Below are 23,585 nucleotides of genomic sequence, written 5' to 3' on the forward strand. Positions count from 1 at the left end.
TTTTTCCCTTGTAACATTACGCGTAATTACAATACTTCCTCTTTTTAAATGAATGCAATAATCCTCCGTCTCTTATTAATAATATATCACGATATTGAATCTATATTATGAGATGTATTCATTTAAGTTTGTAAAGGAATTAATGAAATAGAATTCTTAAAATTATTGATATCCATGTTATATAAATATTTTATTTATAATAAGCATTTAAAAGAACTAAGTAAATATTATTATTTTTATATGAATATGATATATGAAAACCGCTGGAGGTGGGTCGTACTCTCTGGTTATACTCTTATTGCTATGTCATCTCAGATTATATGGCTAAACTTTGCGGGTATTGCTGTGCCACAAATGGTATCTTTATTTCATACGAACTTAACAATGATAGGATTAATGGCTGCTATATGGCCATTAATATTCATTCCTCTTTCAATACCTGCAGGCTTCATAGTTGATAAATATGGGTTTAAGCTTGCAGTATCGATAGGCGGTGCATTACTCGCGTTGTTCTCCTGGTTGAGGCTATTTGCCAGCACTAACTTCTACTTACTACTTCTATTTCAAAGCTTAGCTGGTACAAGTCAACCCTTTATATACAATGGCATAACTAAACTTGCTAATAATTGGTTTCCTGAGAATGAACAAACATTAGCAAATGGTATTGGCACAATGGGGCAAATAATCGGTATGGTATTAGCATTAGTAATAACGCCCATAATGGTTCCTGAACCCTCATTTCACGACTTAATTCTAAACATAATTACATTCTCATTAATAGTCACTATATCCTTACTTTTCTTTTCTTTATCACTACGGCGCGCGAGTCACCAGTTAAGGGAAGAACTCGTGAGATCGTCTCGCAGCAGAGCTTCAGTGCTCAAATAAGGACTATTATTAGGCAGCGAAACATCATAATACTAATGATACTATTCTTAATAGGAGTTGGCGTATTTAGTGCCCTGGCTCAATGGAATGAATCAATACTATACTCTAGAGGTATAGCAACTCTCTACGGAGACCTTGCTGGAATATCAATGCTCATAAGCGGGATAATTGGAATGGTGGTGATACCATTCATTTCCGATAAGTATCATATGAGGAAGGGGATAATACTAATTAATCTATCATTATTAGTTTTGTTATTTGCCCTATTTTCGTTGAGAACCATATATATTATTTACTTGGTTATTTCAATAGGAGTTGGTTTTCTATTGTTATCGCTAGCGCCTGTTGGTCTTCAATTATCCCTCGAGACAGTAGGTGGTGAATCAGCAGGTATAGCGGCTAGCTTATTATGGCTAGCATCACAAGTCGGGGCATTCGCCATAATTATAGTAATGAGCGATTTATATTACTACTCAATTACATTAGGCAAGGCACTAAAGCTATATTACCTTATTTACGATCCCTGGTTCATACCAATAATATTCATAGTAACACTAGGCATTATTTCATTAATATTTAGTGCATTTCTAATTGAGCCTAAAAAATAACCATTTAATTTTTACATAATCGAGTACTTATTCAATATTAAATCTCGCGATATTAATTCATCATCGCATAAATATTTACCAATTGAAATGAAAACGACACGAACCATAAACAATTCAGCCCCTTGGTGCGGGGGGTGGGATTTGAACCCACGCAGGCCTTCGCCAACGGGACCTCAACCCGTCCCCTTTGACCTGGCTCGGGCACCCCCGCCGATCTATATCTTGCGGTTTTGGTTTTAAGTGTTTTTCTGTGGTTTATGCCATAGTTGTGGTTTTTGTCGTGATTATGTATTTGTAAAAGGAGAAAGTGTTATTAATGCATTTTCGATAACGGCTTCGTGTCTGCAGTTCTTTTTGATAATGTTACTAAGAGGTTTGGGCGTATTGTGGCTGTTGAGGATGTTTACCTCGAGGTTCCTGAGGGTAAGATAGTGGTTCTCGTTGGTCCTAATGGCGCAGGTAAGACTACACTTCTTAGGCTTGCTGCTGGTATATTGGTTCCTGACAGTGGGCGGATCCTTATTTATGGCTATGGGTCAACCGATGTTAGGGCTAAGAGGAGGATTGGGTTTATGACCCCCATGGACCGTGGTGTTTACTGGAGGATAACAGCCATGGATAACCTGGTGTTCTTCGGCACATTATATGGCTTATCACTTAGGGAGGCTAGGGCAAGAGCCAAGAAATTGCTTGAGGAATTGGGACTGGGTGAGAGGATTAATGATTGGGTCGCAACATATAGTACGGGTATGATGAGGAGGCTCGAGATAGCCAGAACATTAATGCATGACCCAGACGTACTGTTGCTTGATGAGCCAACGAGCGGCATCGACATCGATGCTAAGCATAGCATACTTAGTTTCATTAAGGGCCTTAGGGGTAGGAAAACAGTTATCCTGGCTTCTCATGATCCTCAGGAGATTGAGTTGGCCGACATGGTTATTTACATAAATAGGAGGATCCTCAATGAGGCTCCAGCCCTTAAGGTCGTTAAAGTTCTCGTTAAGGGTTCTGTGGATGGACTTAGTGGCTTTAATGTTGAGAGTGTTGGTGGTGATGAGTATGTAATAGTCACGACGATTGATAAGTTTAATGAATTGATGGGTAGGTTAGCAATGAGTGATGGTAGGGTTAGGGTTATGGATATTGATGTTGAGGTGGCTGTTGCTGAGGGAAATGCAAGGAGGATGGAGAGGATCATGAGGAGGAGTGGGTGGTCATAATGGGTGTGATTGACAGATTATATGGTTTTATTGTGATTAGGGGCTGGAAGATGTGGATTTCGTATAAGACGCAGGTTGCATTAACAATGATTAATTGGGTTATTCCCGTATTTATCTATTTCTTCATCGGCATAACCCTTGGTTTTGGAAAATTAAGCGCTATTAAGAATTATACGGCTTTCATGGTTATCGGCACGGCATTCCAGGGCTACTTCTCCGCATCAGTTACCACATTGGCTGGTCGTATCAGAAATGAAGAGTTAATTGGAACCCTAGAATACCTAATAGCATCTCCATTGAGGCCCATGGCACTCATGATGTACAATACTGTTTGGGGCCTAGTAATAAACTCAATTAGTGCTCTTCTAGTACTGCTAATTGGCCTTGGCCTCGGCATTACGTATAGGGCTAACTTATTGTCCTCGATAGTTTTCCTAATACTTTACCTAGCATCAATAATTGGACTTAACCTAATTGCCGGTGCCGTCGTATTGATTGTTAAGCAGGGAAACCCAATAGCCCTATTCACCTCAGTAGCCTCGAATTTGCTTGGCGGAGTCGTATTCCCAATTTCAGTATTACCGACCTGGCTCCAGTACATAAGCTACTCGCTATCTCTAACCTGGGCATTGTCAGGACTTAGGGGTGCTATGCTCTATGGATACAGTATCCCCAAACTCCTTAATTACCTATGGCCATTGGCTGTCTTGGCAGTAATATACATAGTGATTGGTGTTGCTCTGTCTAGTTATGCCTTCATGAAGATACTTAAAGAGGGTTCAGTACATATGTATTAAGTCGCCCTTAATCCTGTGTAAGATTATACCTGGGAAGACCTATCATCATAATGCCTAAAGAATATATAGTAAAGTATTGGATCGAGTAATGCTATGCCGCCTCCCAGGACCATTGATAATGAGAATTCTGCATAATTCATTAGTAACCCGGCAATCGTGCTGCCTAAACCATATGGGACTCTGCGTGCAAGTCCTGTGATTGATAGACCCCGGGCCCTCTCATTCTCATCCATTAAGTCCATGGAAAGCGATTGACGTAGAGGTATTGTTATTGTGTATAGCGTGACTCTAATTACATAAAGCACGGCATCAATCATGAAGACCGGCATTAATGCCATTACAATAAATAGGAATACGGAGATGGATCTAAGTATGGATATCGCCCTAACACGACCCATGAAGACCTCAATTCTTCTAGCCATTAGTGTGAGGATTATCGAGACAACATAGGATGCGGTATATACCTCGTTAATCTCAATCTCACTTGCATTCAGGAATAATCTGAACCATAATGGTAGTAATGGTGTAACCATACCAAGACCTAGGCTACCCAGCGATCCTGCTATTGCTATCCTCGTTATCGGCTTTGACGATCTTCTCGGAAGAATGTCGTTAATACTGAGAGACTTAATCCTGGGCTTATCCCTACTGATTAAGACAAGCAACATTAATGATATAATACTTAATACGAGGGATATCCTGAAAAGCACTAGGTCACTAAATCCAAGGCTTAGTATTGCATATGATATTAGGGAACCCAGTAATGAAGAGAGTAGTGATATTGATGTTGTGAGGCTGAATATCCTTGTCCTCTCATTTAACTCGGTATTGTCAGCAAGTAAAGATGTTTGTAATGGGGTAACGGGACCACCGCCAGCCCCACCACCCCCCATGCTTCCCGTTGTTGTTCCAAATACTGATGTTAAGAATAGTAATACCTTATTATTCGTTATACTGAAGATTACCATAGATATTATAAATAAACTCGACATAATAATCAATGCATCCCTCCTACCTATCATATCACCGAGAAAACCTGAAATTAGTACCAGTATTGCTGAGGATATTGTGGCTACGAGGAAGTAAAGCCCTATAATCACGGCAGAGAATCCAATAGACTTTAAGTACAGTGGTACTATAAATGTTAAGTATCCAAAAGCCAAGCTCCTAATCGCTCTAGACGCTATTAATAGGACAGCATTCCTACGCATTCAGTATTACATGTAAGTAGCACGTATTAAAGGAGTGCTTAATCGCATGCCGTGCACTCGCCGCCGTCAATAACAATCGTATGTCCCGTTATGAATGATGAATCATCACTAAGCAGGAAAATAACGGCCCTAGCAACATCTTCAGGACTACCTAACCTACCCATGGGTATGTAGTTAATTAATCTCCGAGCCTCGTCACTGCCTAACCAATTAACCCACCCGGTCTCAATACTTCCAAGGACCACTGCGTTCACCCTAATTCTTGGCGATAGCGATAGCGCCATGGACTTTGTGAGGGCTATTATTCCAGACTTAGCGACCAGGTAGGGTATGCCAGTAACATCACCAGTCCTTGCCGTTATTGATGAAATATTGACTATCGACCCGCCATTCACCATTAATTCAATACCAAATTTACTACATAGGAATGTGCCCTTCAGATCAACATTAATGACCTCTTCGAAATCGCTCCAGGTTATTTCATGAAATCTCTTGTTCCAGGTAGTTGCGGAACCGTGGCCAGCATTGTTGACTATCCCGTGTAGTACTCCGTAATCTTTCTTAATTAATTCAAACATTGTTCTGACCTCATCCTCCCTGGATACATCAGCCCTAATTATGGCCGCATCGAAGCCATTCCTCTTTAGTTCAAGCATTAATTCCTCGGCCTCCTTGGCTGAAGACCTGTAGTTTATTATCACCCTGGCTCCCTCCTCAGCGATTGCCCTGGCTATAGCCCTGCCAATGCCCCTGGAAGCACCCGTAACTAATATCACCCTATCCCTGAGCCTACCCATTATTGACTTATTGACTACCTGCGGTAAAAACATTACTCTCTTTCTTACTTTTCCTGGTACCTTCTGTATCTCTCCTCTATTGCTCTTCTTATTTCATTCAGTTTATCAAGAACGCCCTCACGCCAAGCCCTATCAACCAGGTAATTCCAATCTATACTGCCCCACTGGGCAGCCAGAACCGCCGCAGCTCTCTCGCAATCGGCATCTGAGGACCAATAAACACAAGCGTTTAGGCTAGTTACTGCATTGTCCTCCGGTGACTCAATATAAACATGCCCATTATCTACTCTCAATACTTTGACCCTACCCACGTAGGTCACGCCGACTATGTCCAGGGCTAATACACCAAAGTAATCACTAACCCACACCCTACCCTCCCTCCTCGCGTTTATGTGATTCAACTCCTCATAAAGTATGCCCATGGCTCTCTCCGAATCCCTAGAATCAATAATTACGTCGACATCCCCAGTCCTATAAACGCCACCACTATAGAGCTCCGTGGCGAAACCACCAACAATGATGATCCTACCCGCACCCTCAGACTCAAGCCTACTATTAACCCTCGCCAAAAAGTTCAATAATGAACTTCCCTGCCCACCATCAACCCTAATACTCATTAATGAACAATTATCATTAACACAATTAATGAGGTAACGGGTGAATAATGACCAATCATTAATAATTAAATAATCATTAGCGATTTGCACGCTCCTCCTTGACATAATGGCGCGTGACAAGTCAATTATCATTTCAAGTCTCTCTCTGGCTCGGTCTGGAGGCAGCCTACGTGCGCCTCTCCTGTTAAATATTGACCTGATACTACGCATTATAGTATCACTATAGTGGATTTGGGTAAGTAATAAAGCTGTGTTTCAACTGATCATGGAATTACTTATTAAGGGATTATTAATTAAGCACTATGATGGACGCCGTATTATTAAGGAGAAACAAGAAGGATCCCAAGGAGGTTAGGGCTTGGCTTAGGGAAAGATTATCAAAACCTGGCATTATCATTGCCCCAGGGGCTTTCGATGCTTTCGTTGCCCTAATGATCCAACAACTTGGTTTCGAAGCTCTCTACGTCTCCGGTGCGGCCTTCAGCAGCTCCCTGGGCCTGCCCGACCTTGGTGTATTCACACTTGATGAGTTGGTTAGGTTTACTAAGTACATTATGGATGCCGTGGATATACCTATCATTGTTGATACGGACACTGGCTTTGGCGAGACACTTAATGTTGTTAGGACTGTTAGGGAGTTTGAGTCAATAGGGGCCTCTGCAATACAGATTGAGGATCAGGAATTACCCAAGAAGTGCGGCCACTTGAGTGGTAAGCATGTGGTTCCTGCTGATGAAATGATTAAGAAAATTAGGGCGGCAGTTGAGACGAGGAGGGATGAGAACTTCTTAATCATTGCAAGGACGGATGCTCGCGGTACTTATGGACTTGATGAGGCTATTTGGAGGGCTCAGGCGTACGTCGAAGCTGGGGCGGATATAATATTTCCCGAGGCTCTCGAGAGTAAGGAGGAATTCAATAGATTCGCTAGGGAGGTTAGGGTGCCGTTGCTCGCCAATATGACCGAGTTTGGGAAGACGCCGTACATAACGGCTAAGGAGTTTGAGGAGATGGGTTATAAGATTGTTATATTCCCTGTAACGACCTTTAGGGTCGCCATGAAGGCTGTTAAGGATGCCTTAATAGAACTTAAGGAGAAGGGTACTCAGAAGGACTTGCTCAGTAGAATGATTAGTAGGCAGGAGCAGTACGAGGTTATTCATTACTGGGATTACGAGAATTGGGATAAAGAATTGAATGAAGAGGTCACCAAGAAATTCGCTGGCAAATTAAGATTGAAGCAATAAATTTCAATTTTAAATTATTATTCCCTAACGCAGTTAAAATGTTATCCCCCATGGTAATACTCATAAAGGAATTAATTCCATAAACTAATGTATGTCCTCCAGCCTCAGCATTAGGAAGGTTGCAGTTCTTGGCGCAGGCACGATGGGTCATGGAATCACTGAGGTATTCGCCATCGCTGGTTATGAGGTTAGGCTTATGGACATATCTGACGAGATACTTAGGAACGCATTAAATCGAATCAGAGACAGTCTAGAGAGATTAAGTAAAAGAGGTGAGTTGAAGGAAAGTGTTGATACGATATTATCGAGGATAACGACCACTACAAATATAGCAGCTGCCGTCGAAGGTGTTGATTTCCTGGTTGAGGCTGTTCCTGAGAATGCCGAGCTGAAGAAGAACATATTTAGAGAAGCCGATAAGTACGCGCCGTCTCACGCAATATTCGCATCAAACACAAGTACAATACCGATAACCGAACTTTCAGAGGCAACCTCTAGGCGTGATAAATTCATAGGGCTTCATTTCATGAACCCACCACCATTAATGAAGCTTGTGGAAATCACGAGAGGTAAATACACAAGTGATGAGACTGTAAATATCACAGTGCAACTAACCAGGTTTTTAAATAAGGAGCCTGTTGTTGTTAATAAGGACGTACCTGGATTCATAGTTAATAGGGTCCTCTTTAGGGTTATGCTTGAGGCGTGTCGTGAGGTAATGCAGGAAGGGGTTAAAATAATTGATTTAGACGCGATGGCCAGGAATGTACTTGGTCTACCGATGGGTCCCTTTGAATTACTTGATTACATAGGTCTTGACACAAGTCTCTTCATAGTTAAGGCCATGACTGAGAGAGGCTTTAGGGCTCATCCATGCCCATTACTTGAGGACTTAGTAAATAAGGGTAAACTTGGTGTTAAGTCCGGTGAAGGTTTCTATAAGTATCCGGGTCCTGGTCAGTATGTCAAGCCTAAAGTACTTCCTGATCAAGGGCTTGATTTGGATCCCGTTAAATTAATGGCGCCAGCAATTAACGAGTTAGCCTGGTTGGTTAGGGAGGGCGTAGCTAGTGTTGAGGATATTGATAAGAGTGTGAGGCTTGGGTTGAATTATCCATGGGGCTTAAGCGATCTCGCTGATGAAATAGGTATTGATAATGTGGTTAGTGCCCTTCAGCATCTCAAGAACGTTAGTAATTGGGATGAGTATGAGCCAGACCCATTACTTACGGAATACGTTAAGTCAGGTAAATTAGGTAGGAAGAGTGGTGCTGGATTTAGGAACTATCCCGAGGTTGAGGTGAGAAAGTACGATGAGATACTACTAAGGATAGATCCGCCAGCCGCCTGGATCGTTTTTAATAAACCCGATAAGCTGAATGTATTAACACCTAGGATGGCCGATGAAATAGTAAATGCCCTAAGAGCCGTTGAGGATGATTCAAGGGTTAAGGTAGTAGTAATCACTGGTAACGGCCGAGCCTTCTGTGCTGGTGCTGACATCAATCAGTTCCAAAATTCATCGCCAATACAGATGTTTAAAGCCATGAGACATTATCACTCAATGACCCTAGAAGTTGAGTATTACACGAAACCCGTGATTGCGGCCATAAACGGTTATGCCCTTGGTGGCGGTTTAGAAATAGCTATGGCCTGCGACATTAGGATAGCCTCCGAGGATGCGTTGGTTGGGCAACCTGAGATTAACCTAGGCATAATACCAGGTGCCGGCGGTACACAGAGACTGACGCGCTTAACGAACCTAGGAGTAAGTAAGGAACTAATACTAACGGGTAAACAAGTAAGTGCTAGGAAAGCTCTTGAATACGGCATAGTTAATAAGGTTACGCCTAACCATGCGCTTGAGTTTGAGGTTAGGAGGTGGATTAAGGAATTGGCTTCTAAACCACCATTGACGCTCATGCTTGCCAAATATGCCGTAAACTACGGCTTTGAATCACCAATATGGAGCTCGCTAAACAATGAGGCAGCATTATTCGGTGTGGCAATATCGACGAAAGACTCACAGGAAGGTGTAAGGGCGTTCCTGGAAAAGAGGAAGCCTAAGTTTGTAGGTGAATAACCATTAATTTAATTAGAGATCACGGCTTAAAACCTGTGAATTTTCTCTCGCTAATAATTTCAATTAATACTAAAATCAGTATTGATATCATTAACGAAGCTGACGCATAACCTAATGCCATGGGCAGCCCATAAACCTCGTAGGAATACCAAATCAATATTGGCACTGGGTACACATAATTAAAGAATGGTGGGTTGACTATGTAGTAAGCTAATATGACAATAGAACCAAACTCACTTATGGCCCTGCCCCAAGTCATCAGGAATGATGATACGAGCTCCCTGAATGTCATGGGAACCACGACATGGGCAAAGACACCCCATTGACTAAGTCCTAGGGTCAAGCCGGCGTATTCATAGGTTGGGTCCAACTCATCAAATACCTGTTTCATGGCACCGACGGCTATTGGTGCGGAAACCACGAAGTATGCAGCTACGAGGCCCCATATTGTATCTACGAGAGGTAACTTACGTATTATAGGTATTGGCGATATTGGTGAAACCAGTATTAGGATTGACAAACCAACTATTGTGTGCGGTATTGTTAATGGACTTAGCAATACCCCACTGACTACGCTATCTATTGGCCTTGGTATTAACCTTCTGGATATGGCATAGGCAACAGGCGCCCCCAGGAGTAGATCTAGTGCTGCGGCTATAAATGCGCCGAGCAATGTTACTACAACGCTCTCGATGAATAGACCGCTCATTAATGCCTTTAATAGGTATCCATAACCCTCATAGAGAAGGACTACAATAGGTAATAGCAGCATAAGTGATATTAGAATTATGAAAGGCATAAACATATGCCTTGTGCTATCCAATAATAATCACCATTAGCCACCATATGCCAATAACGAAGAATTCGCAAAGGCCCTAATTAATGGTGGTGCATTGCTTAAGTTGCCATAAAATAATGCTGGTGTTAACGGTTGTATGCCAAGGCTTTCCATGAGCTCATGACCACTCGGCGATATTAGGTAAAGTATCACTTCTACTGCCAATTCCTTATCAGGTGCCTGGTTAGGTATTGTCACAGCTAATTGAATGGGCGTTCCCCTAGCAACAATATTAGAACCTCCAACCACAATCGTAACACTGGCTTTGCTATAAAAGCTTGAGTATTGTGGCGAACCGAGATTGACCTGTGGTGGTAATGGAAAATACGGTATATTAACGCTCACGGCAGATGATTTGTAAATAGCTATGTCAAACCAAACCTTACCTGACTCAACAGGGCCGAATAACTCACTGCCTGCGAGAACCTCGTATACATTACCCGTGGAATTTGCCTGATTAAACAGATTAACGTAGTAATCCTTACCCAAGCCCCAATATATTCCAGTGAGTTGTAGAACCATGAGCGCCCTATACCCCTCAGGATCAGTGTTTGGGTTGGACATCCCTATGGCGTAGGCTCCGTATTCATGAGCCATGTTAAAGGTTTCATTTGAGAATATTAGGTTTAGGAATTCCCTGGTTATTACCATAGCCTCTGCATAATTCCCGGACCTTAACGCTGACCACTCAGCATTGGTTAGGTTATTAACCACATTTAATAATGGCTTAGGTAAGTTGGGTGAGTACGCTATTACCATTTGATCACCTGCTATGGCTATGTACCAACTAGTTATGTTGCTTGGATATAATAGGGAGGTTAGTATGTATGGATCTATACTTGCATATATTGAATAGCCGCTTGGATTTAGGATTACCTGACGGGCAGCCTGTACAGAACCCATCCCGGTCACCACGGTATTTATGCCCAACTTCTCACCAGCATCTCGAAACAACGATGCATATAGAGACGCCGTTATTACACTTAGGGTTTGGCTCGTTTTCATGGTATGTGCTGGGTGCGTTACTGTTGGTATTGAGTATCCCAAGGTTAGCCCTATAATTAACGATATCAGTATTGAGCCGACGATACTTAACCTCATCAACTGACCCTTTAACTAATACGTCTATTTAAGTCTCTCGATGCATCTATTTAAGCCGTGAATAGTTCATTAAGTAATTTAAATTCTAAAATTTCTATGTTAGTGCCTAAATGGTAAGGACTAATTTTGATTCACGTAAGTCCATATTTCTTAAGCGATTGATGGAGGAGGGAGCCCAGAATAGAGTTGACTTTGACATATACGACTTTTTACTCACGTTCAATAAGTCCTTAAATGACTTTTACACGACAAGTAGTTGCAGCGGTAGGATTGCCCTGGCTAAGGCTCCACGACTTAGCTACTCAAAGGGTTCTGGGTTATTTAAGTTCGTTGTTAAGTGGCATAGGCCTGTCACGTATGGCGAGGTTATGAATGTACTTAGTAATATTGATTCTGGCGATGTTTGGTTCTTGGTTAGGGCGCCAATAATCCACTTCGTGGCTAGGGATGTTCATGGGGCATTGACGATACTTAGGATGGCTAGGGAGGCAGGCTTTAAACATAGTGGTATATATTCAGTGACACATGATGGTGTTGTTGTTGAAGTTCAAGGCGAGGATCGTTTTGAGGTCCCCATAATAATTAATGGTAAATTAATAGTGACTATGGATGATTTAAGGCGTATTATTGATATTGCCAATGAAACTCTGATCTTCGGCAAGTTCAGACTGGCGCATTTGATACGATTGATAGAGGTTAGGCTTTTTGGTAAGTCTGAACTGGGTGAAATGCCTAAGGTATATTTCCAGGAGTCATATAGAGATTTTAACATTGAAAGTATAAATATTGAGAATTTGGTGTAGTATATATTAGACGGTCGTAGTGCCTATTTTACGGAATAAAGTTTTTAAGTGAACTCTCATTCGTCATCATGGTGAGATAATTGCAACGATGAAGGAACCAATTCTTGAGGTTATTGATGTTAGCTATAGCTACAAGACTGAGAAGGGTCCTGTGCCTGTCCTTAAAGACATCAACTTTAAGGTTTATTCCCATGAGTTTGTTTCTATAGTTGCACCCACAGGTACGGGAAAGACAACATTACTTAAGATAATAGCTGGTCTAAGGAGACCTGATAGTGGTAAGGTCCTTCTCATGGGTGAGGAGATTAGGGGTCCAACACCTAAGCTTGCCATGATATTTCAGGACTTTGCGCTCTATCCCTGGTTAACAGCACTTGAGAATGTGGAATTGGCGTTATTTCACAGGAAGGATCTCAGTAAGGAGGTTAGGAGGGAAATAGCTAGGAAGTACCTTGAGCTTGTGGGTCTTGGTGGTTTTGAGGATTACTACCCAAGGGAATTGAGTGGCGGTATGAAGCAGAGGGTTGCAATTGCTAGGGCATTAGCTGCGCAACCAGTGGTTTTGTTAATGGATGAGCCCTTCGCAAATCTTGATGCAATAACAGCTGAAGGTTTGAGGGCCGAGATTTATAACATGGTATTTAATGAGGAATCCACGGTAAAGGCAATAGTAATGGTTAGCCATAACCTTGATGAGGTTGTGGAGTTGAGTGACAAGGTTATAATACTTGGGGGAAGACCTGCAAGCATAATGGCCGAGGTCGAGATAAAGTTGTCGAGACCTAGGAATACGAGGGATATAGAGTTTCAGGATTACTTGGATAGACTATACTCATTATTGTCAATAAGTCTTAAGGTTTAAGTGATGGCTATGGGCATTTGGTCCATAGTTTTAGTAGCGTTTCTAGCAACACTTGCGACATTTGGTAGAGTTGCCCTTACTATAATACTGAGCATAGTGCTTGGTTGGTTCTTTGGCTATGCAGCGGCAAAGAATGGACTTTTTGAGAGGATATTCCTATCAATTACCCAAACCCTTGAGGCCGTACCAGTCATCACCTTCTTCCCAATAGTCTTAATATTCTTCGTTAAGTCAATAGGTGGTTACATAGGAACTGAGTTGGCTGTTGACTTTTTGGTTTTCACGGCAGTTGTTTGGAATATATGGGTTGGTGAGTATGAGGCCATTAAGACGGCGCCCCAGTCACTTGAGGATGCGGCTGAGATGCTTAACCTGGGCTTCTGGGGCAAGTTTAGATACTTATACATACCAGTTACAATGCCCAGGGTTGCTGGTAATGTTTTAGTAAGCTTTGCTGATGCGTTGTTCTACATAGTAGTTAGTGAGGTTGTTACCTTAGGCACAACGCAATACTCAGTCTTCGGCATAGGGGCACTAATAGCATCATGGACAAGCAGGAGTGAGTGGACCGCAGCATTTACCGGACTTGGGGTATTGGTAGTCATGGTGACCTCAGTACTATTTGGAATACTTAGGCCATTTGTTGATTGGGCAGTTAAGTATAGTTATGATCCATTCATGGAAGTAACAAGGACTAGAGTCAGGAGACCCATAGTTACTAGTCGCGTTAGGTCATTGGCAGCTAGAAATATGAGGTATTTAAGGAGGGTTGTGGCTGTTGAGGATGCCATAATGCCCATATTCGTTAAAGCCTCGAGCTATGCTGTCAGACATAGACTATTGTCAAGGCCTAGACCTAGAAACATAATAACCGAGTCTGAGAGGTATATAGGCATAGGCATTGTTATTTTCGTTATTGGTTTAATAACCTACTCAATATATGAGTCTTGGAAAACGACTTGGGTTCCCATAATAAATAATCTATACGAATATGGCTTACTTTACCTTTATTATCTAGGGCTTGATTGGTTTAGGGTTATTTTGGTCACAGTTGCAGCAATATTAACAGCTATCCCTGTTAATTACCTAATGGTAACGCATAGAAGAGTTGAGTCGATTTTATTACCAGTACTTGAGGACTTAGCATCAATACCTGTATCGGCTTACTTACCATTGATTGCCATACCCTTCATAACGTATTTAGCGGTGAGTCTCGGTTCGCATATTTCGCTTGAAATACTGGTGTTCGTAGTGGCCTACCTAAGTACTGCTTGGTACGTGATTTATAATATGTACGTGGGTATGAAGACAATACCCAGGAGTCTTTGGGATGTAGCCGAGAACCTGAGATTAAGTACCTGGCAGAAGCTTAGGAGATTGGCGATTCCAGGCGCCATGCCTGCTACAATAACGGGCTTAGCAAGTACAGCAGGTTCAACATGGGGTGGGCTTGAGGTTGCCGAGTATATACAAGGGCTTAATGGCCAGGTCTATATGGTTCATGGATATACGGCTTTAATGGATTATTACACAGCGATAGGGAATATTGTTGGGCTTGAGGCCATGAGCCTAATACTGGGTATAAACGTGGTATTATTAAGTGTCTTTCTCTGGAGGAAGTTATTTAGATTAGCTAGGGAAAGGTATAGGCTTGAAGGCGCAATAACGCTTTGATTCCATAGGTTCTCGACATTACGTAATTATTAATACGTGAGGTATTCCACGTTAATGATTGTAAATTGTGTGCAATAAGGCTTATAAGTATTCTAATGTATTCATGTAAATAGTCCTAATTATGGCTAGGGACAATCCGGAAAAAGAGACAGAGGAGGTCTATTCAAGAACTACGATAATGGTTCCTAAAAACATAGCCTCGGAATTATCACGGGTTGCTAAGACCAGGGGAAGGACATTATTCTATATTGCTGGCGAGGGCTTAAAATTAACAACTGAGCTTATTAGGGATGGTTTTGAACCATCAGACCTCATTTACTTTTGGAGATTATATAAAATCTTAAGCTCGATGGATGTAATACCAATGCCTATGAAGCTCATTGAGGAGGTGTGTGGTCATATAATGTCCGTTCTTATTGACTTCTCCAAGAGTGATAAGATATCGGGTGAACTTAGAGAAGGTGCAAGCAAGGCTATGAATGATCTATGGAGCATTTATGAAAAATATGGTCATCAAGTCGGCGCCCTAGTTAGGATGGAGTTTGAAAACCTTGAGGAACTTCTCGAGGCAATTTCAAGAATTAGCAGGTTATTAGCCGTTAGGCATATTGAGGTTAAGAAACTGAGCCCAAATACCATTGAGTTAATGGCTATAGGGCCTAGTGGCACGACCGATATTGGTAACAAGGCCCTCTTATCATTTATTAGAGGTTTTGTTGCTCAATATGATTACGAGGTTGTTTCTGAGGAGGCAAAGGCTAATGTACTTAGGGTTGTTCTTCAGAAGAAGGTCTAATTTTTGTTTTAGCTTATAATTTTATATTATTATCGTTGCTAAGTTCGAGATGCCCGGCCACCTTAATGCTGCTTCCATAGCTACGGGTCCATGTATCTCACTACCCTTGGGTGCGCCATTCTCGTCTGTAATAACTACGGCATTGTCCTCAAAGGCTATCCAGGTGCCATCAGGTCTCCTATATGGTCTCCTTTGCCTAATCACTATTGCTCTGAGTACTTGCTTCCTAACCTCAGGTTTGCCCTCCACAACACTAACAACAACCATATCACCCACGGAAGCTCCAGGTATTTCCCTGTGAATAGGCTTTGCTATATGCCCAATTATACCAATCACCCTAACAAGCTTAGCGCCACTATTATCCGCAACAGGAACTAGACTATTCATGAATATTCCAGGCGTCTTATGAAATCTCCAGCTAACACCTACCTGACGTGCGCCGCCTCTCTTTGCCATTGAAGTGCTAATGGAGCTTAGCTTATTTAAGCTTATCTACCTATTCCCTAATGATTAATTGAAGACCCATCGACTTAGCGATCTCGATTATCGATATCCTCCTAAAAATGGCATCAGTAATTACCTTAATTATATCGTTCATACTAACCCTGATTTGAGCCTTCGTATCCCTATCCCTAATAGTTACTGTACTATCGATGGGTGTCTTATCGTCTATTGTTATTGCGAACGGTACACCTACCGAGTCATACTTGGCATACCTACTGCCTATTGCTCCATCATCATCATAAACAGCCTTAACTCCAACCATCGATAATTCCCTAAATATATTCCTGCCAATACTTACATACTCCTGTTTCTTAATTATTGGTAACACCGCAACCTTTATTGGAGCAATATCAGGCGGTAGCCTTAGTAATGGTTTTCCATTAACCTCTGTATAGGCATGTTCTAGAGTTACGTACACTATCCTATCAACACCGAAGGATGGTTCAACATCATGTGGAATAAACCTCTCAACATGAACCTTTCTCCTTTCCTCCCTAATAAACACAACATCGCTTGTTATGGTATACCCATCAATGATCACCCTACCCTTATTAGCCAGCTCATTGGCTAACCACCTTGGGTCAGCCTTACCAATGGCCTGCATGACCTTAGGCATTTCATTACCAAAGACTTCTCTAATCCTCTGCGGATTCGGGTAGACCCTAACCTCAACAACCTCCTTCGGCGTGGTCAGTCTTCTGTCAACGCTTAAGTCATAACCACTATACCTCGCGTGCCTACCAAGGTCATAATCAGTCCTGTAAGCATGACCGCTAACCTCAACCCAACCAAACCTCTCACTATAAACCATCTGATCAAAACTAGCCGCTGAGTAATGAGCCCTCTCCTCAGGCAACTTAGCCAGGAAGTACTGATGATCAAGCGATATACCAAGCTCATTCATGTATATTGTGGCTAGGCCCATGAAGAACGCCATCCACTCATTAGGCACAATCCCACCCTCAACAGCCTCCCTAGGCCTAAACTCCCTGGGCTCCTTAACACCAGTAACAACATCCTTCTCAGGTATTATCCTCAACTTAACATCCAGTTCATCAAGGTATGGGCACTTAGCATTTTCAGGGTCGAAGAAGAACTCAATCTCCATCTGGGTAAATTCCCTGAGTCTAATTAAGCCCTGCCTAGGTGAAATTTCATTTCTACCGACCTTACCAATTTGAGCAATACCAAGTGGTAGTTTTCTACCCATTAGATTAAATATCTTTGGAAATGACACGAACATTCCCTGGGCCGTCTCAGGTCTTATGTAGCCAATGTTATCGCTATATGGCCCTATTGTTGTCTGGAACAATAGGTTAAAGGGCTTAACGCTACTTAACTCACCACCACATACAGGGCACTTAATATCATAATCCCGAATTAACTTATCAAGCTCCTCGAGGCTTAACCCCTCAGTCTTTATTGAAATACCCCTCTTACCAAGCTCCTCCTCTATTAGGTGATCAGCCCTGAACTTACGACCACACTTAGTACACTCGACTATTGCGTCGGTAAAATGCTCAACATGACCGCTAGCCTCAAATACTATCTTTGGCATTACTATTGGAGTTTCTATTTCAACAATAAAGTCTTGATACGGATAAACAAAGATTTTACGCCACTTCTCAATTATATTCCTCTTTAACTCTACACCAAGTGGTCCATAATCGTAGAATCCACCGACCTCAGCCTTACTCCTATAAATCTCAAAGCTTGGGTAGAAAAATCCGCCCTCGCTCATTAGTTCCATGAATCTTTCGAGATTCATTCAGCACGATAATTATTAGGCATATTTAAATAATTTTCATAGAATAGTCCTTCTCTATCCCTTAAGGAGTGGGGGTTTGTATAGTGTAGGTCTTATGCGTTAGCCCTGGTGTGGGTTTAATGGTTTTAGGTCATTGGTCATTACATGAAAACTCATCATCCTATTCCTCAACGGCACATTGAATTCCACCTTCTTTGCAATGTTTATTGACGAATTGATATCTCAGTAATAACGGTAATTGGAACAATAAAAATGAAGAAAAATCAAGGACAGGAACTGTGTCTACGTATATGTAGGAAGTAACGAAGAACTAAAAGGAATTAAGAGGAAAGAATGTATATTTATCTTCGAGAATTACATATCACCGCCTTTAGAGGACGAGAATTTAAGTACGTATGTAATTAAGTACATCAAGGATTAATCTGATTGTTGTGGGTAACGACATTAAACCAGGATCATTTGGTGGTGAGTACTCAACAATGTCAACGGCCTTAACCCTGGAATCACCGTAATCAAGAATAGCCTTAGTAATCCTCAAAAGCTCGCTATAACTAAGTCCAAAACCCTCTGGATTACCGACGCCAGGCATTACTGATGGATCAAGAACATCAACATCAATGCTCAGGTGGATCGAACCAGGATAACTATCAATGGCACCCCTCATGAGCAGTCTAAGTTCATGGTTATTCATGGACTTCACATCCCTAGTTGACAATAGTATGGAATTTTCAAGTCTACTCACGAAATTCATCTCCTCCCTGTCATATGATCTAAACCCAAGGAAAACAATCAATTGAGGCTTAACCTGATTAATTAAGTGCCTCACGAATGTTGCATGCGATAAGGATTGCCCTATCGGCCATTCCTCTCTTGAATCCAAGTGAGCATCAACATGTATGTAAATGCCATATGAACCCTGGGATTCTCTAACCGCCTTAGCAACACCAAGACTTAGTGTATGTTCACCACCTATATTGATTACCCTACCCCACGTACTAATAGCGTCCCTAACAACTAGATTAATCCTCTCCAAATTCCTGTCAATCATACCCTGCAGTAATGATAAATCACCCAAATCACAAATCTTATCAAGTGGATCTATACCCAGGTCCTCCGTAGGTGTAAATTCAAAGTACTGACTCCAGGATCTAATGATGCTGGGTGCAAATCGTGTCCCAGGCCTAAAGCTAACGGTATCCTCCATGGGTATACCAAGTATTGGTATACCACGGCCGCACCTAGGTGTTCCGAAAAGCGTGTATTGAGATGCAACGTAAAAATCAATGTTATTACCCATGGAAAATCGCCTCCTCAATCCTCTCCTTAATAGCTAAAAAACTTGAATACATAACTTCCCAAATACTAACCTTATAATAATTATTATCAGGATCACTGTTAATTTTATCACCAGGTCTAACCACATAAACGTCAACACCAGATCTCCTAAGTATTAAATATGAAGGATAACATAGTGAACCATGAGGAGCTAGTACAATTGTTGCGCCAAGCTCGACACACCTCCTAGCAACTGTTGGTCTTTTATTCGTAGAATTCAGAGCTGGATTAACCTCCTTATGAACCACAACACCATTTTTCACCAGGACTAAATAACGAGCCCTAGAAAATAAGTTAAACGATAAATCCTCATTAACCGTAGTGCACACAATATTATGTTCTCTTTTCATTAATACCAATGACATGCCCCAACACAGCCTTTAAAAGCATTCAGAACAAGTCGTAAAGGTCTCCTCATAAAATAAGTAATACGCATGGATTACTTTACGAAAATCTATTTAAATAAAACAGGCAATAACCACATAGAGCCTATACCTGCCTTGCATTCACGTCATTAGTACGAGGCCCAACGACCCGGCCAAAACCGGGCCGCTGAGCCCCGTACTAATGGTGTGGATGCATGCAGGGGGCAAATCCTTAATTATTTGTTTTATTTATGAGAATATAGAATAAAGGGTTTATAAAAGGCATCTATATCGATATTTTGACCGAATATGAGTGGTTCGGCCATTGAAATAACGTTTTTCGGCAGGGGAGGCCAGGGTGCTGTGACTGCTGCGCAGATTATTGCCCAGGCCGCCATTAGGCGTGGCTTATTTGCAAGTTCGTTTCCTGAATACGGTGCTGAGCGTAGAGGCGCACCCGTTAGGGCTTATGTTAGGTTATCTCGAGAACCTGTTCTCGCTAGAGAACCAATTGATAAACCAGATATTTCAGTGGTGTTTGATACGAGGTTATTGAATGTTTTTAATATACCGCAGATAACGAAGAATTATATAATTATTAATGCGTTGAGTGTTGATGATGCTAGGCAGTCCATAGGTAAGTTCAGTGGTAAGGTTGTTTATGTGAATGCATATGAGATATCCACTAAGCATCTGGGTAAACCAATAGTGAATACCACAATGCTTGGTGCATTACTTAAGGTGCTTGACCTGGTAGATATAGAGACCGTTAAGAACTTGGTCCTAGAGACGTTCGGCAAGAAGCTTGGTAAATCAAATGTGGAAGCGCTGGAAGAAGCTTATAAGGTGGCTGAGGTGATCGTACTATGATGAAACAACTCACATGGAAGGATTTACCAATTGGTGGCGTTATTGTTGAACCGGGTAATGCGCGTAAGAATCTTACCGGTACTTGGAGGACTGAGAGGCCGGTTATTGACCAAGACGCATGTATTAGGTGTAGGATATGCTGGATGTACTGCCCTGAACCAGCAATACTAGAGTTAAAGAAGCCGTACACTACGAAGTCAGGTAAAAAGTATGATTTGACCTATGAGATTGATTATGACCATTGTAAGGGCTGTGGGATATGCGCCCACGAATGTCCAGTAAAGGCAATAAAGATGGTTTCTGAGGTGGTTGGGTAATGGAGATCGCCAAGACTTTGAGTATTAGGGAGGAGATTGTTAAGGAGCGTGTTGGATTAACATCCAATTACGCCGCTGCCTACGCGGTTAAGGCTGTTGATGTTGATGTTATTGCAGCATATCCAATAACGCCACAAACAACGATAATAGAGAAGTTGGCTGAGTTGGTGGCTAATGGCGAAATAGACGCTGAATATATACCAGTGGAGTCTGAGCACAGTGCTCTTTCAGCGGTGGTAGGTGCGGCAGCGGCTGGTGCGAGGGTGTTCACGGCGACGTCAGCTCAAGGTCTTGAATTCATGCATGAGGTTCTTCATATAGCTTCTGGCCTTAGGCTTCCAATAGTCATGGCTGTTCCAGGTAGGGCATTATCAGCGCCAATAAGTATCCATGGTGATTACCAGGATATAATGAATGCTAAAGATTCAGGCTGGATAATGTTAATAGCCTCCACCGCACAGGAGGTTTATGATTCAATAATAATGGCCTATAGAATAGCAGAGGATAATAGAGTCCTAGTGCCAGTTATGGTGTCCTATGATGGATTTCTAATGAGCCACACGACAGAGCCCGTGGAGCTTTATCACGAGGATTACGTGAGGAAGTTCACACCGAGAAACCTAAATAGGCTAAAGCTTGACCCTAGAAAACCAATAACTATAGGCGTTATTGCAAGCCCTGATTGGTACTACGAAATAAAGTACCAAGTAGTCAATGCACTTAAGGAATCAAGGGGAGTCATTAAGGAGATTCATGGTGAGTTTAATAAGACCTTTGGAACAAACTATGACATTGTCGAGAGATACATGCTTGATGATGCGGATTACGTATTAATAACTTATGGAGGAGCATCAAGTGGTAATGCCAAGGAGGCTGTCAGGAGGGCTAGGGAGAGAGGATTAAGGGCGGGTGTTTTAAGGATAAGGCTTTTCAGGCCGTTCCCTGTAGATGAAGTGGTGAGTTCTATTAAAGATGCTAAGATGGTGGCCGTTGTTGATAGGGCATTATCTCCAGGAAGTACGTATGAAGGCCCTGTATTTAATGATGTAGTTACAGCACTTTATAGTAAGGGTATTGAGAAACCCGTGATCTCCGTGGTGCATGGCATTTCTCAAAGGACTATGCTGGCTGATGATTTCTATAACCTTTATAAAACGCTTGATGAGTATGCGAGGACTGGTGAATATCCGAGGAAGACAATATTCCTGGGGTTGAGGGGGTGATGGAGATGAAGGTGTATTTCAGAACAATAAAGGATTTACCTGAGGATGAGTATTTTGGACCTGGACAACTAACCTGTGCTGGATGTGGCCCATCAATTGCAGTTAGGTGGTTGCTTAAGGCGGCGGGTTCTGATGTAATAGTTGTTAATGCAACAGGTTGTATAGAGGTGACTACAACATCGTACCCATACACTGCGTGGAGTGTACCATATCTGCATGTTGCGTTTGAGAACTCCGCGGCTGCTGCATCAGGTGTAGAAGCTGCTCTTAAGGCGCTTAGAAGGAAGGGTATACTGGATACTAAGGCTAAGGTCATGGTTATTGCCGGTGATGGTGGTACTTATGATATTGGCTTACAAGCCCTTAGTGGTATGCTTGAGCGTGGTCATGGCATACTCTATGTACTCTATGATAATGAGGCATACATGAACACGGGAATACAAAGAAGCGGAGGAACACCGCACTTCGCCTGGACAACAACATCGCCAGTGGGTAGTAAGTTTAAGGGTAAGGTCCAGAGGAAGAAGGACATAATGAGCATAGTCATTGGGCACCACATACCATACGCTGCCACAGCCAACATAGCCTACCCAATTGACTTAGCTAATAAGGTAAAGACGGCATTTGACTACATTGATGAGGGCCCTGCCTTCATACACGTAATAGCACCATGCCCACCAGGCTGGCGCTACCCAGAGGAGATGACCGTGGAAATAGCCAGGCTAGCTACAGAGACAGGCTACTTCCCACTATATGAATGGGATCACGGCAGAATAAGATTCAACCCACCAAGCAATACGCACCTCGACAAATCAAGAAGGAAGCCAATAATTGAGTACTTGAAAAGACAGGGCAGGTTCGTGCACTTAACGGAGGAAGATATTAAGGAGATTGAGAAGGAAATCGACGAGTACTGGGACTACCTAGCAAGGCTAGCCAAGGCCTTCGGTTAAAATCATGAATTGCATCCTAATGTCCTTAAAACCACAATTCGCAGATGAAGTCCTAACCGGCCAGAAGAAGTGCGAGGTAAAGATTTTCATGGGAACGATAAGTAAGGGTAGTATAGTCCTTGTCTACTACTCAAGCCCTGTCAGGTTAGTCAGGGGATACTTCATAGCCGGCGACTCAATTATAGTAAGACCAAGCGAGTTAATGAGCATATTAAGCGATAGATGCAGGGACATGCCAAGGAACAACATGAATTACGTAATTACGAAATACCTAAGATCAAAGAAAAGAATACTAATACTCGACATAACAAACCCAACAATACTCCCAAAGGCAATAACAATAACAATAACACAACTAAATTAACTGAACATAAAAATACCAAGAAGTTACGTCAAAATAAACGACAAAACTTGCCAAGAAATAACAGCAAAAGCTTTAAATCGAAAACACAATAAACAAAAACGCCGGGGTGGCCGAGCTAGGTCCAAGGCGCGGGACTCGAGAATAACGGGCCATCCCGTCCCCGCAAGGGGGCCCGGGTTCAAATCCCGGCCCCGGCACCAAAATCGTTCAATTTCTCTTTTTCGTGCCTTCTTTTGTGGATTTTTATTTTCTATGTGTTGTCGTGTATTTGATTCGCGGTTTTGGAGCTGAGGTATTGATCATTGGGTGATGTGCTATGTCAATGTAAATTAGTAAGCTGA

Annotated in this window: 24 protein-coding genes and 2 tRNA genes; 16 read left to right on the forward strand and 10 right to left on the reverse strand. The window is 42.2% G+C overall.

Features of this window, described 5'->3' with window-relative positions:
* The first annotated feature begins 240 nt into the window (after positions 1-240).
* Together VMUT_RS12175 and VMUT_RS01735 are read left to right on the forward strand one after the other, a co-directional pair.
* Positions 241-888, forward strand: a complete 648-nt coding sequence (locus VMUT_RS12175) for an MFS transporter (RefSeq protein ID WP_158304781.1) — start codon at positions 241-243, stop codon at positions 886-888.
* Positions 810-1,496 carry an MFS transporter gene (locus tag VMUT_RS01735; RefSeq protein WP_373419230.1) on the forward strand — a complete coding sequence of 229 codons (687 nt, stop codon included), beginning with the start codon at positions 810-812 and terminating at the stop codon, positions 1,494-1,496. The genes VMUT_RS12175 and VMUT_RS01735 overlap by 79 nt, the downstream gene beginning before the upstream one ends.
* A 123-nt stretch (positions 1,497-1,619) precedes the next feature.
* On the opposite strand, the gene VMUT_RS01740 is transcribed toward VMUT_RS01735, so the two are convergent.
* Positions 1,620-1,707: transfer RNA gene (locus tag VMUT_RS01740), tRNA-Leu, on the reverse strand.
* A gap of 127 nt (positions 1,708-1,834) precedes the next feature.
* Here VMUT_RS01740 and VMUT_RS01745 point away from each other — a divergent pair.
* Together VMUT_RS01745 and VMUT_RS01750 are read left to right on the forward strand one after the other, a co-directional pair.
* Positions 1,835-2,719 carry an ABC transporter ATP-binding protein gene (locus VMUT_RS01745; RefSeq protein ID WP_013603706.1) on the forward strand — a complete coding sequence of 295 codons (885 nt, stop codon included), beginning with the start codon at positions 1,835-1,837 and terminating at the stop codon, positions 2,717-2,719.
* A complete protein-coding gene (locus tag VMUT_RS01750; RefSeq protein ID WP_013603707.1) occupies positions 2,719-3,516 on the forward strand; it encodes an ABC transporter permease in 798 nt (265 codons plus the stop codon). Before VMUT_RS01745 ends, VMUT_RS01750 begins: the two co-directional genes overlap by 1 nt.
* Before the next feature lie 23 nt (positions 3,517-3,539).
* Here VMUT_RS01750 and VMUT_RS01755 read toward each other — a convergent pair whose 3' ends face one another.
* From VMUT_RS01755 to VMUT_RS01765, 3 genes are read right to left on the reverse strand one after another with little or no spacing between them, the layout of a single operon-like run.
* Positions 3,540-4,727 carry an MFS transporter gene (locus VMUT_RS01755; protein ID WP_013603708.1) on the reverse strand — a complete coding sequence of 396 codons (1,188 nt, stop codon included), beginning with the start codon at positions 4,725-4,727 and terminating at the stop codon, positions 3,540-3,542.
* A 38-nt stretch (positions 4,728-4,765) separates the two neighbouring features.
* Positions 4,766-5,524 (reverse strand): SDR family NAD(P)-dependent oxidoreductase, encoded by a 759-nt coding sequence (locus VMUT_RS01760; RefSeq protein WP_048056806.1) that lies wholly within the window; start codon positions 5,522-5,524, stop codon positions 4,766-4,768.
* A 44-nt stretch (positions 5,525-5,568) separates the two neighbouring features.
* The gene (locus VMUT_RS01765) at positions 5,569-6,351 is read right to left on the reverse strand and encodes a hypothetical protein (RefSeq protein WP_013603710.1); all 783 of its coding nucleotides are present in this window, start codon (positions 6,349-6,351) and stop codon (positions 5,569-5,571) included.
* A 95-nt stretch (positions 6,352-6,446) separates the two neighbouring features.
* Between VMUT_RS01765 and prpB the strand changes: the two genes are divergently transcribed.
* The gene (gene prpB / locus VMUT_RS01770) at positions 6,447-7,388 is read left to right on the forward strand and encodes a methylisocitrate lyase (protein ID WP_048056807.1); all 942 of its coding nucleotides are present in this window, start codon (positions 6,447-6,449) and stop codon (positions 7,386-7,388) included.
* 91 nt (positions 7,389-7,479) lie between these two features.
* Positions 7,480-9,471: a 3-hydroxyacyl-CoA dehydrogenase/enoyl-CoA hydratase family protein gene (locus VMUT_RS01775; protein WP_013603712.1), complete on the forward strand. Its 1,992-nt coding sequence runs from the start codon at positions 7,480-7,482 to the stop codon at positions 9,469-9,471.
* 19 nt (positions 9,472-9,490) lie between these two features.
* Here the strand turns inward: VMUT_RS01775 and VMUT_RS01780 are convergent, their stop codons facing one another.
* The gene (locus VMUT_RS01780; protein WP_237699683.1) at positions 9,491-10,294 is read right to left on the reverse strand and encodes an ABC transporter permease subunit; all 804 of its coding nucleotides are present in this window, start codon (positions 10,292-10,294) and stop codon (positions 9,491-9,493) included.
* 12 nt (positions 10,295-10,306) lie between these two features.
* Complete coding sequence (locus VMUT_RS01785) at positions 10,307-11,410, reverse strand: substrate-binding domain-containing protein (RefSeq protein ID WP_013603714.1); 1,104 nt, start codon at positions 11,408-11,410, stop codon at positions 10,307-10,309.
* Positions 11,411-11,520: 110 nt separating this feature from the next.
* Here VMUT_RS01785 and VMUT_RS01790 point away from each other — a divergent pair, with 110 nt between their 5' ends.
* The 4 genes from VMUT_RS01790 (at position 11,521) to VMUT_RS01805 (ending at position 15,545) form a co-directional block, all read left to right on the forward strand.
* The gene (locus tag VMUT_RS01790; protein WP_048056809.1) at positions 11,521-12,213 is read left to right on the forward strand and encodes a tRNA(Phe) 7-((3-amino-3-carboxypropyl)-4-demethylwyosine(37)-N(4))-methyltransferase; all 693 of its coding nucleotides are present in this window, start codon (positions 11,521-11,523) and stop codon (positions 12,211-12,213) included.
* Positions 12,214-12,301: 88 nt separating this feature from the next.
* Positions 12,302-13,075 carry an ABC transporter ATP-binding protein gene (locus VMUT_RS01795; protein WP_013603716.1) on the forward strand — a complete coding sequence of 258 codons (774 nt, stop codon included), beginning with the start codon at positions 12,302-12,304 and terminating at the stop codon, positions 13,073-13,075.
* A 3-nt stretch (positions 13,076-13,078) separates the two neighbouring features.
* Positions 13,079-14,749 (forward strand): ABC transporter permease subunit, encoded by a 1,671-nt coding sequence (locus VMUT_RS01800; RefSeq protein WP_237699684.1) that lies wholly within the window; start codon positions 13,079-13,081, stop codon positions 14,747-14,749.
* Between the two features lie 121 nt (positions 14,750-14,870).
* Complete coding sequence (locus VMUT_RS01805) at positions 14,871-15,545, forward strand: hypothetical protein (RefSeq protein WP_013603718.1); 675 nt, start codon at positions 14,871-14,873, stop codon at positions 15,543-15,545.
* 21 nt (positions 15,546-15,566) lie between these two features.
* Here VMUT_RS01805 and VMUT_RS01810 read toward each other — a convergent pair whose 3' ends face one another.
* The 4 genes from VMUT_RS01810 to VMUT_RS01825 form a co-directional block, all read right to left on the reverse strand.
* On the reverse strand, positions 15,567-16,001 hold the full coding sequence (locus VMUT_RS01810) for a 50S ribosomal protein L14 (RefSeq protein ID WP_013603719.1): 435 nt from the start codon (positions 15,999-16,001) through the stop codon (positions 15,567-15,569).
* A 40-nt stretch (positions 16,002-16,041) separates the two neighbouring features.
* On the reverse strand, positions 16,042-17,817 hold the full coding sequence (glyS, locus tag VMUT_RS01815) for a glycine--tRNA ligase (protein ID WP_013603720.1): 1,776 nt from the start codon (positions 17,815-17,817) through the stop codon (positions 16,042-16,044).
* Between the two features lie 385 nt (positions 17,818-18,202).
* Entirely contained in the window at positions 18,203-19,114 is a 912-nt protein-coding gene (locus tag VMUT_RS01820; protein WP_013603721.1) for an agmatinase family protein, read from the reverse strand.
* Positions 19,107-19,517, reverse strand: a complete 411-nt coding sequence (locus VMUT_RS01825; protein ID WP_013603722.1) for a NifB/NifX family molybdenum-iron cluster-binding protein — start codon at positions 19,515-19,517, stop codon at positions 19,107-19,109. Before VMUT_RS01825 ends, VMUT_RS01820 begins: the two co-directional genes overlap by 8 nt.
* Positions 19,518-19,826: 309 nt before the next feature.
* On the opposite strand from VMUT_RS01825, the gene VMUT_RS01830 reads away from it, so the two are divergent.
* From VMUT_RS01830 to VMUT_RS01855, 6 genes are all read left to right on the forward strand, one after another.
* Entirely contained in the window at positions 19,827-20,387 is a 561-nt protein-coding gene (locus VMUT_RS01830) for a 2-oxoacid:acceptor oxidoreductase family protein (RefSeq protein WP_013603723.1), read from the forward strand.
* Positions 20,387-20,704 carry a 4Fe-4S binding protein gene (locus VMUT_RS01835; protein ID WP_148224789.1) on the forward strand — a complete coding sequence of 106 codons (318 nt, stop codon included), beginning with the start codon at positions 20,387-20,389 and terminating at the stop codon, positions 20,702-20,704. Before VMUT_RS01830 ends, VMUT_RS01835 begins: the two co-directional genes overlap by 1 nt.
* Positions 20,704-21,927, forward strand: a complete 1,224-nt coding sequence (locus tag VMUT_RS01840) for a pyruvate:ferredoxin oxidoreductase subunit alpha (protein WP_013603725.1) — start codon at positions 20,704-20,706, stop codon at positions 21,925-21,927. The genes VMUT_RS01835 and VMUT_RS01840 overlap by 1 nt, the downstream gene beginning before the upstream one ends.
* A gap of 5 nt (positions 21,928-21,932) precedes the next feature.
* Complete coding sequence (porB, locus tag VMUT_RS01845) at positions 21,933-22,880, forward strand: pyruvate synthase subunit PorB (RefSeq protein ID WP_048057121.1); 948 nt, start codon at positions 21,933-21,935, stop codon at positions 22,878-22,880.
* Between the two features lie 4 nt (positions 22,881-22,884).
* On the forward strand, positions 22,885-23,244 hold the full coding sequence (locus VMUT_RS01850) for a hypothetical protein (RefSeq protein ID WP_148224625.1): 360 nt from the start codon (positions 22,885-22,887) through the stop codon (positions 23,242-23,244).
* A 100-nt stretch (positions 23,245-23,344) separates the two neighbouring features.
* A tRNA-Ser gene (locus VMUT_RS01855) sits at positions 23,345-23,444 on the forward strand.
* Positions 23,445-23,585 lie beyond the last annotated feature (141 nt).

The sequence above is a fragment of the Vulcanisaeta moutnovskia 768-28 genome, assembly GCF_000190315.1.
GTDB lineage: Archaea > Thermoproteota > Thermoprotei > Thermoproteales > Thermocladiaceae > Vulcanisaeta > Vulcanisaeta moutnovskia.

Coding starts and splice junctions, on each gene's coding strand:
- VMUT_RS01825 (WP_013603722.1), bottom strand. CDS start 19,517: ATGTCATTGGTATTAATGAAAAGAGAACATAATATTGTGTGCACTACG.
- VMUT_RS01795 (WP_013603716.1), top strand. CDS start 12,302: ATGAAGGAACCAATTCTTGAGGTTATTGATGTTAGCTATAGCTACAAG.
- VMUT_RS01755 (WP_013603708.1), bottom strand. CDS start 4,727: ATGCGTAGGAATGCTGTCCTATTAATAGCGTCTAGAGCGATTAGGAGC.
- VMUT_RS01765 (WP_013603710.1), bottom strand. CDS start 6,351: ATGCGTAGTATCAGGTCAATATTTAACAGGAGAGGCGCACGTAGGCTG.
- prpB (WP_048056807.1), top strand. CDS start 6,447: ATGGACGCCGTATTATTAAGGAGAAACAAGAAGGATCCCAAGGAGGTT.
- VMUT_RS01790 (WP_048056809.1), top strand. CDS start 11,521: ATGGTAAGGACTAATTTTGATTCACGTAAGTCCATATTTCTTAAGCGA.
- VMUT_RS01785 (WP_013603714.1), bottom strand. CDS start 11,410: ATGAGGTTAAGTATCGTCGGCTCAATACTGATATCGTTAATTATAGGG.
- VMUT_RS01850 (WP_148224625.1), top strand. CDS start 22,885: ATGAATTGCATCCTAATGTCCTTAAAACCACAATTCGCAGATGAAGTC.
- VMUT_RS01840 (WP_013603725.1), top strand. CDS start 20,704: ATGGAGATCGCCAAGACTTTGAGTATTAGGGAGGAGATTGTTAAGGAG.
- VMUT_RS01775 (WP_013603712.1), top strand. CDS start 7,480: ATGTCCTCCAGCCTCAGCATTAGGAAGGTTGCAGTTCTTGGCGCAGGC.
- VMUT_RS01805 (WP_013603718.1), top strand. CDS start 14,871: ATGGCTAGGGACAATCCGGAAAAAGAGACAGAGGAGGTCTATTCAAGA.
- VMUT_RS01830 (WP_013603723.1), top strand. CDS start 19,827: ATGAGTGGTTCGGCCATTGAAATAACGTTTTTCGGCAGGGGAGGCCAG.
- VMUT_RS12175 (WP_158304781.1), top strand. CDS start 241: ATGAATATGATATATGAAAACCGCTGGAGGTGGGTCGTACTCTCTGGT.
- VMUT_RS01760 (WP_048056806.1), bottom strand. CDS start 5,524: ATGGGTAGGCTCAGGGATAGGGTGATATTAGTTACGGGTGCTTCCAGG.
- VMUT_RS01750 (WP_013603707.1), top strand. CDS start 2,719: ATGGGTGTGATTGACAGATTATATGGTTTTATTGTGATTAGGGGCTGG.
- VMUT_RS01820 (WP_013603721.1), bottom strand. CDS start 19,114: ATGGGTAATAACATTGATTTTTACGTTGCATCTCAATACACGCTTTTC.
- porB (WP_048057121.1), top strand. CDS start 21,933: ATGAAGGTGTATTTCAGAACAATAAAGGATTTACCTGAGGATGAGTAT.
- glyS (WP_013603720.1), bottom strand. CDS start 17,817: ATGAATCTCGAAAGATTCATGGAACTAATGAGCGAGGGCGGATTTTTC.
- VMUT_RS01810 (WP_013603719.1), bottom strand. CDS start 16,001: ATGGCAAAGAGAGGCGGCGCACGTCAGGTAGGTGTTAGCTGGAGATTT.
- VMUT_RS01800 (WP_237699684.1), top strand. CDS start 13,079: ATGGCTATGGGCATTTGGTCCATAGTTTTAGTAGCGTTTCTAGCAACA.
- VMUT_RS01835 (WP_148224789.1), top strand. CDS start 20,387: ATGAAACAACTCACATGGAAGGATTTACCAATTGGTGGCGTTATTGTT.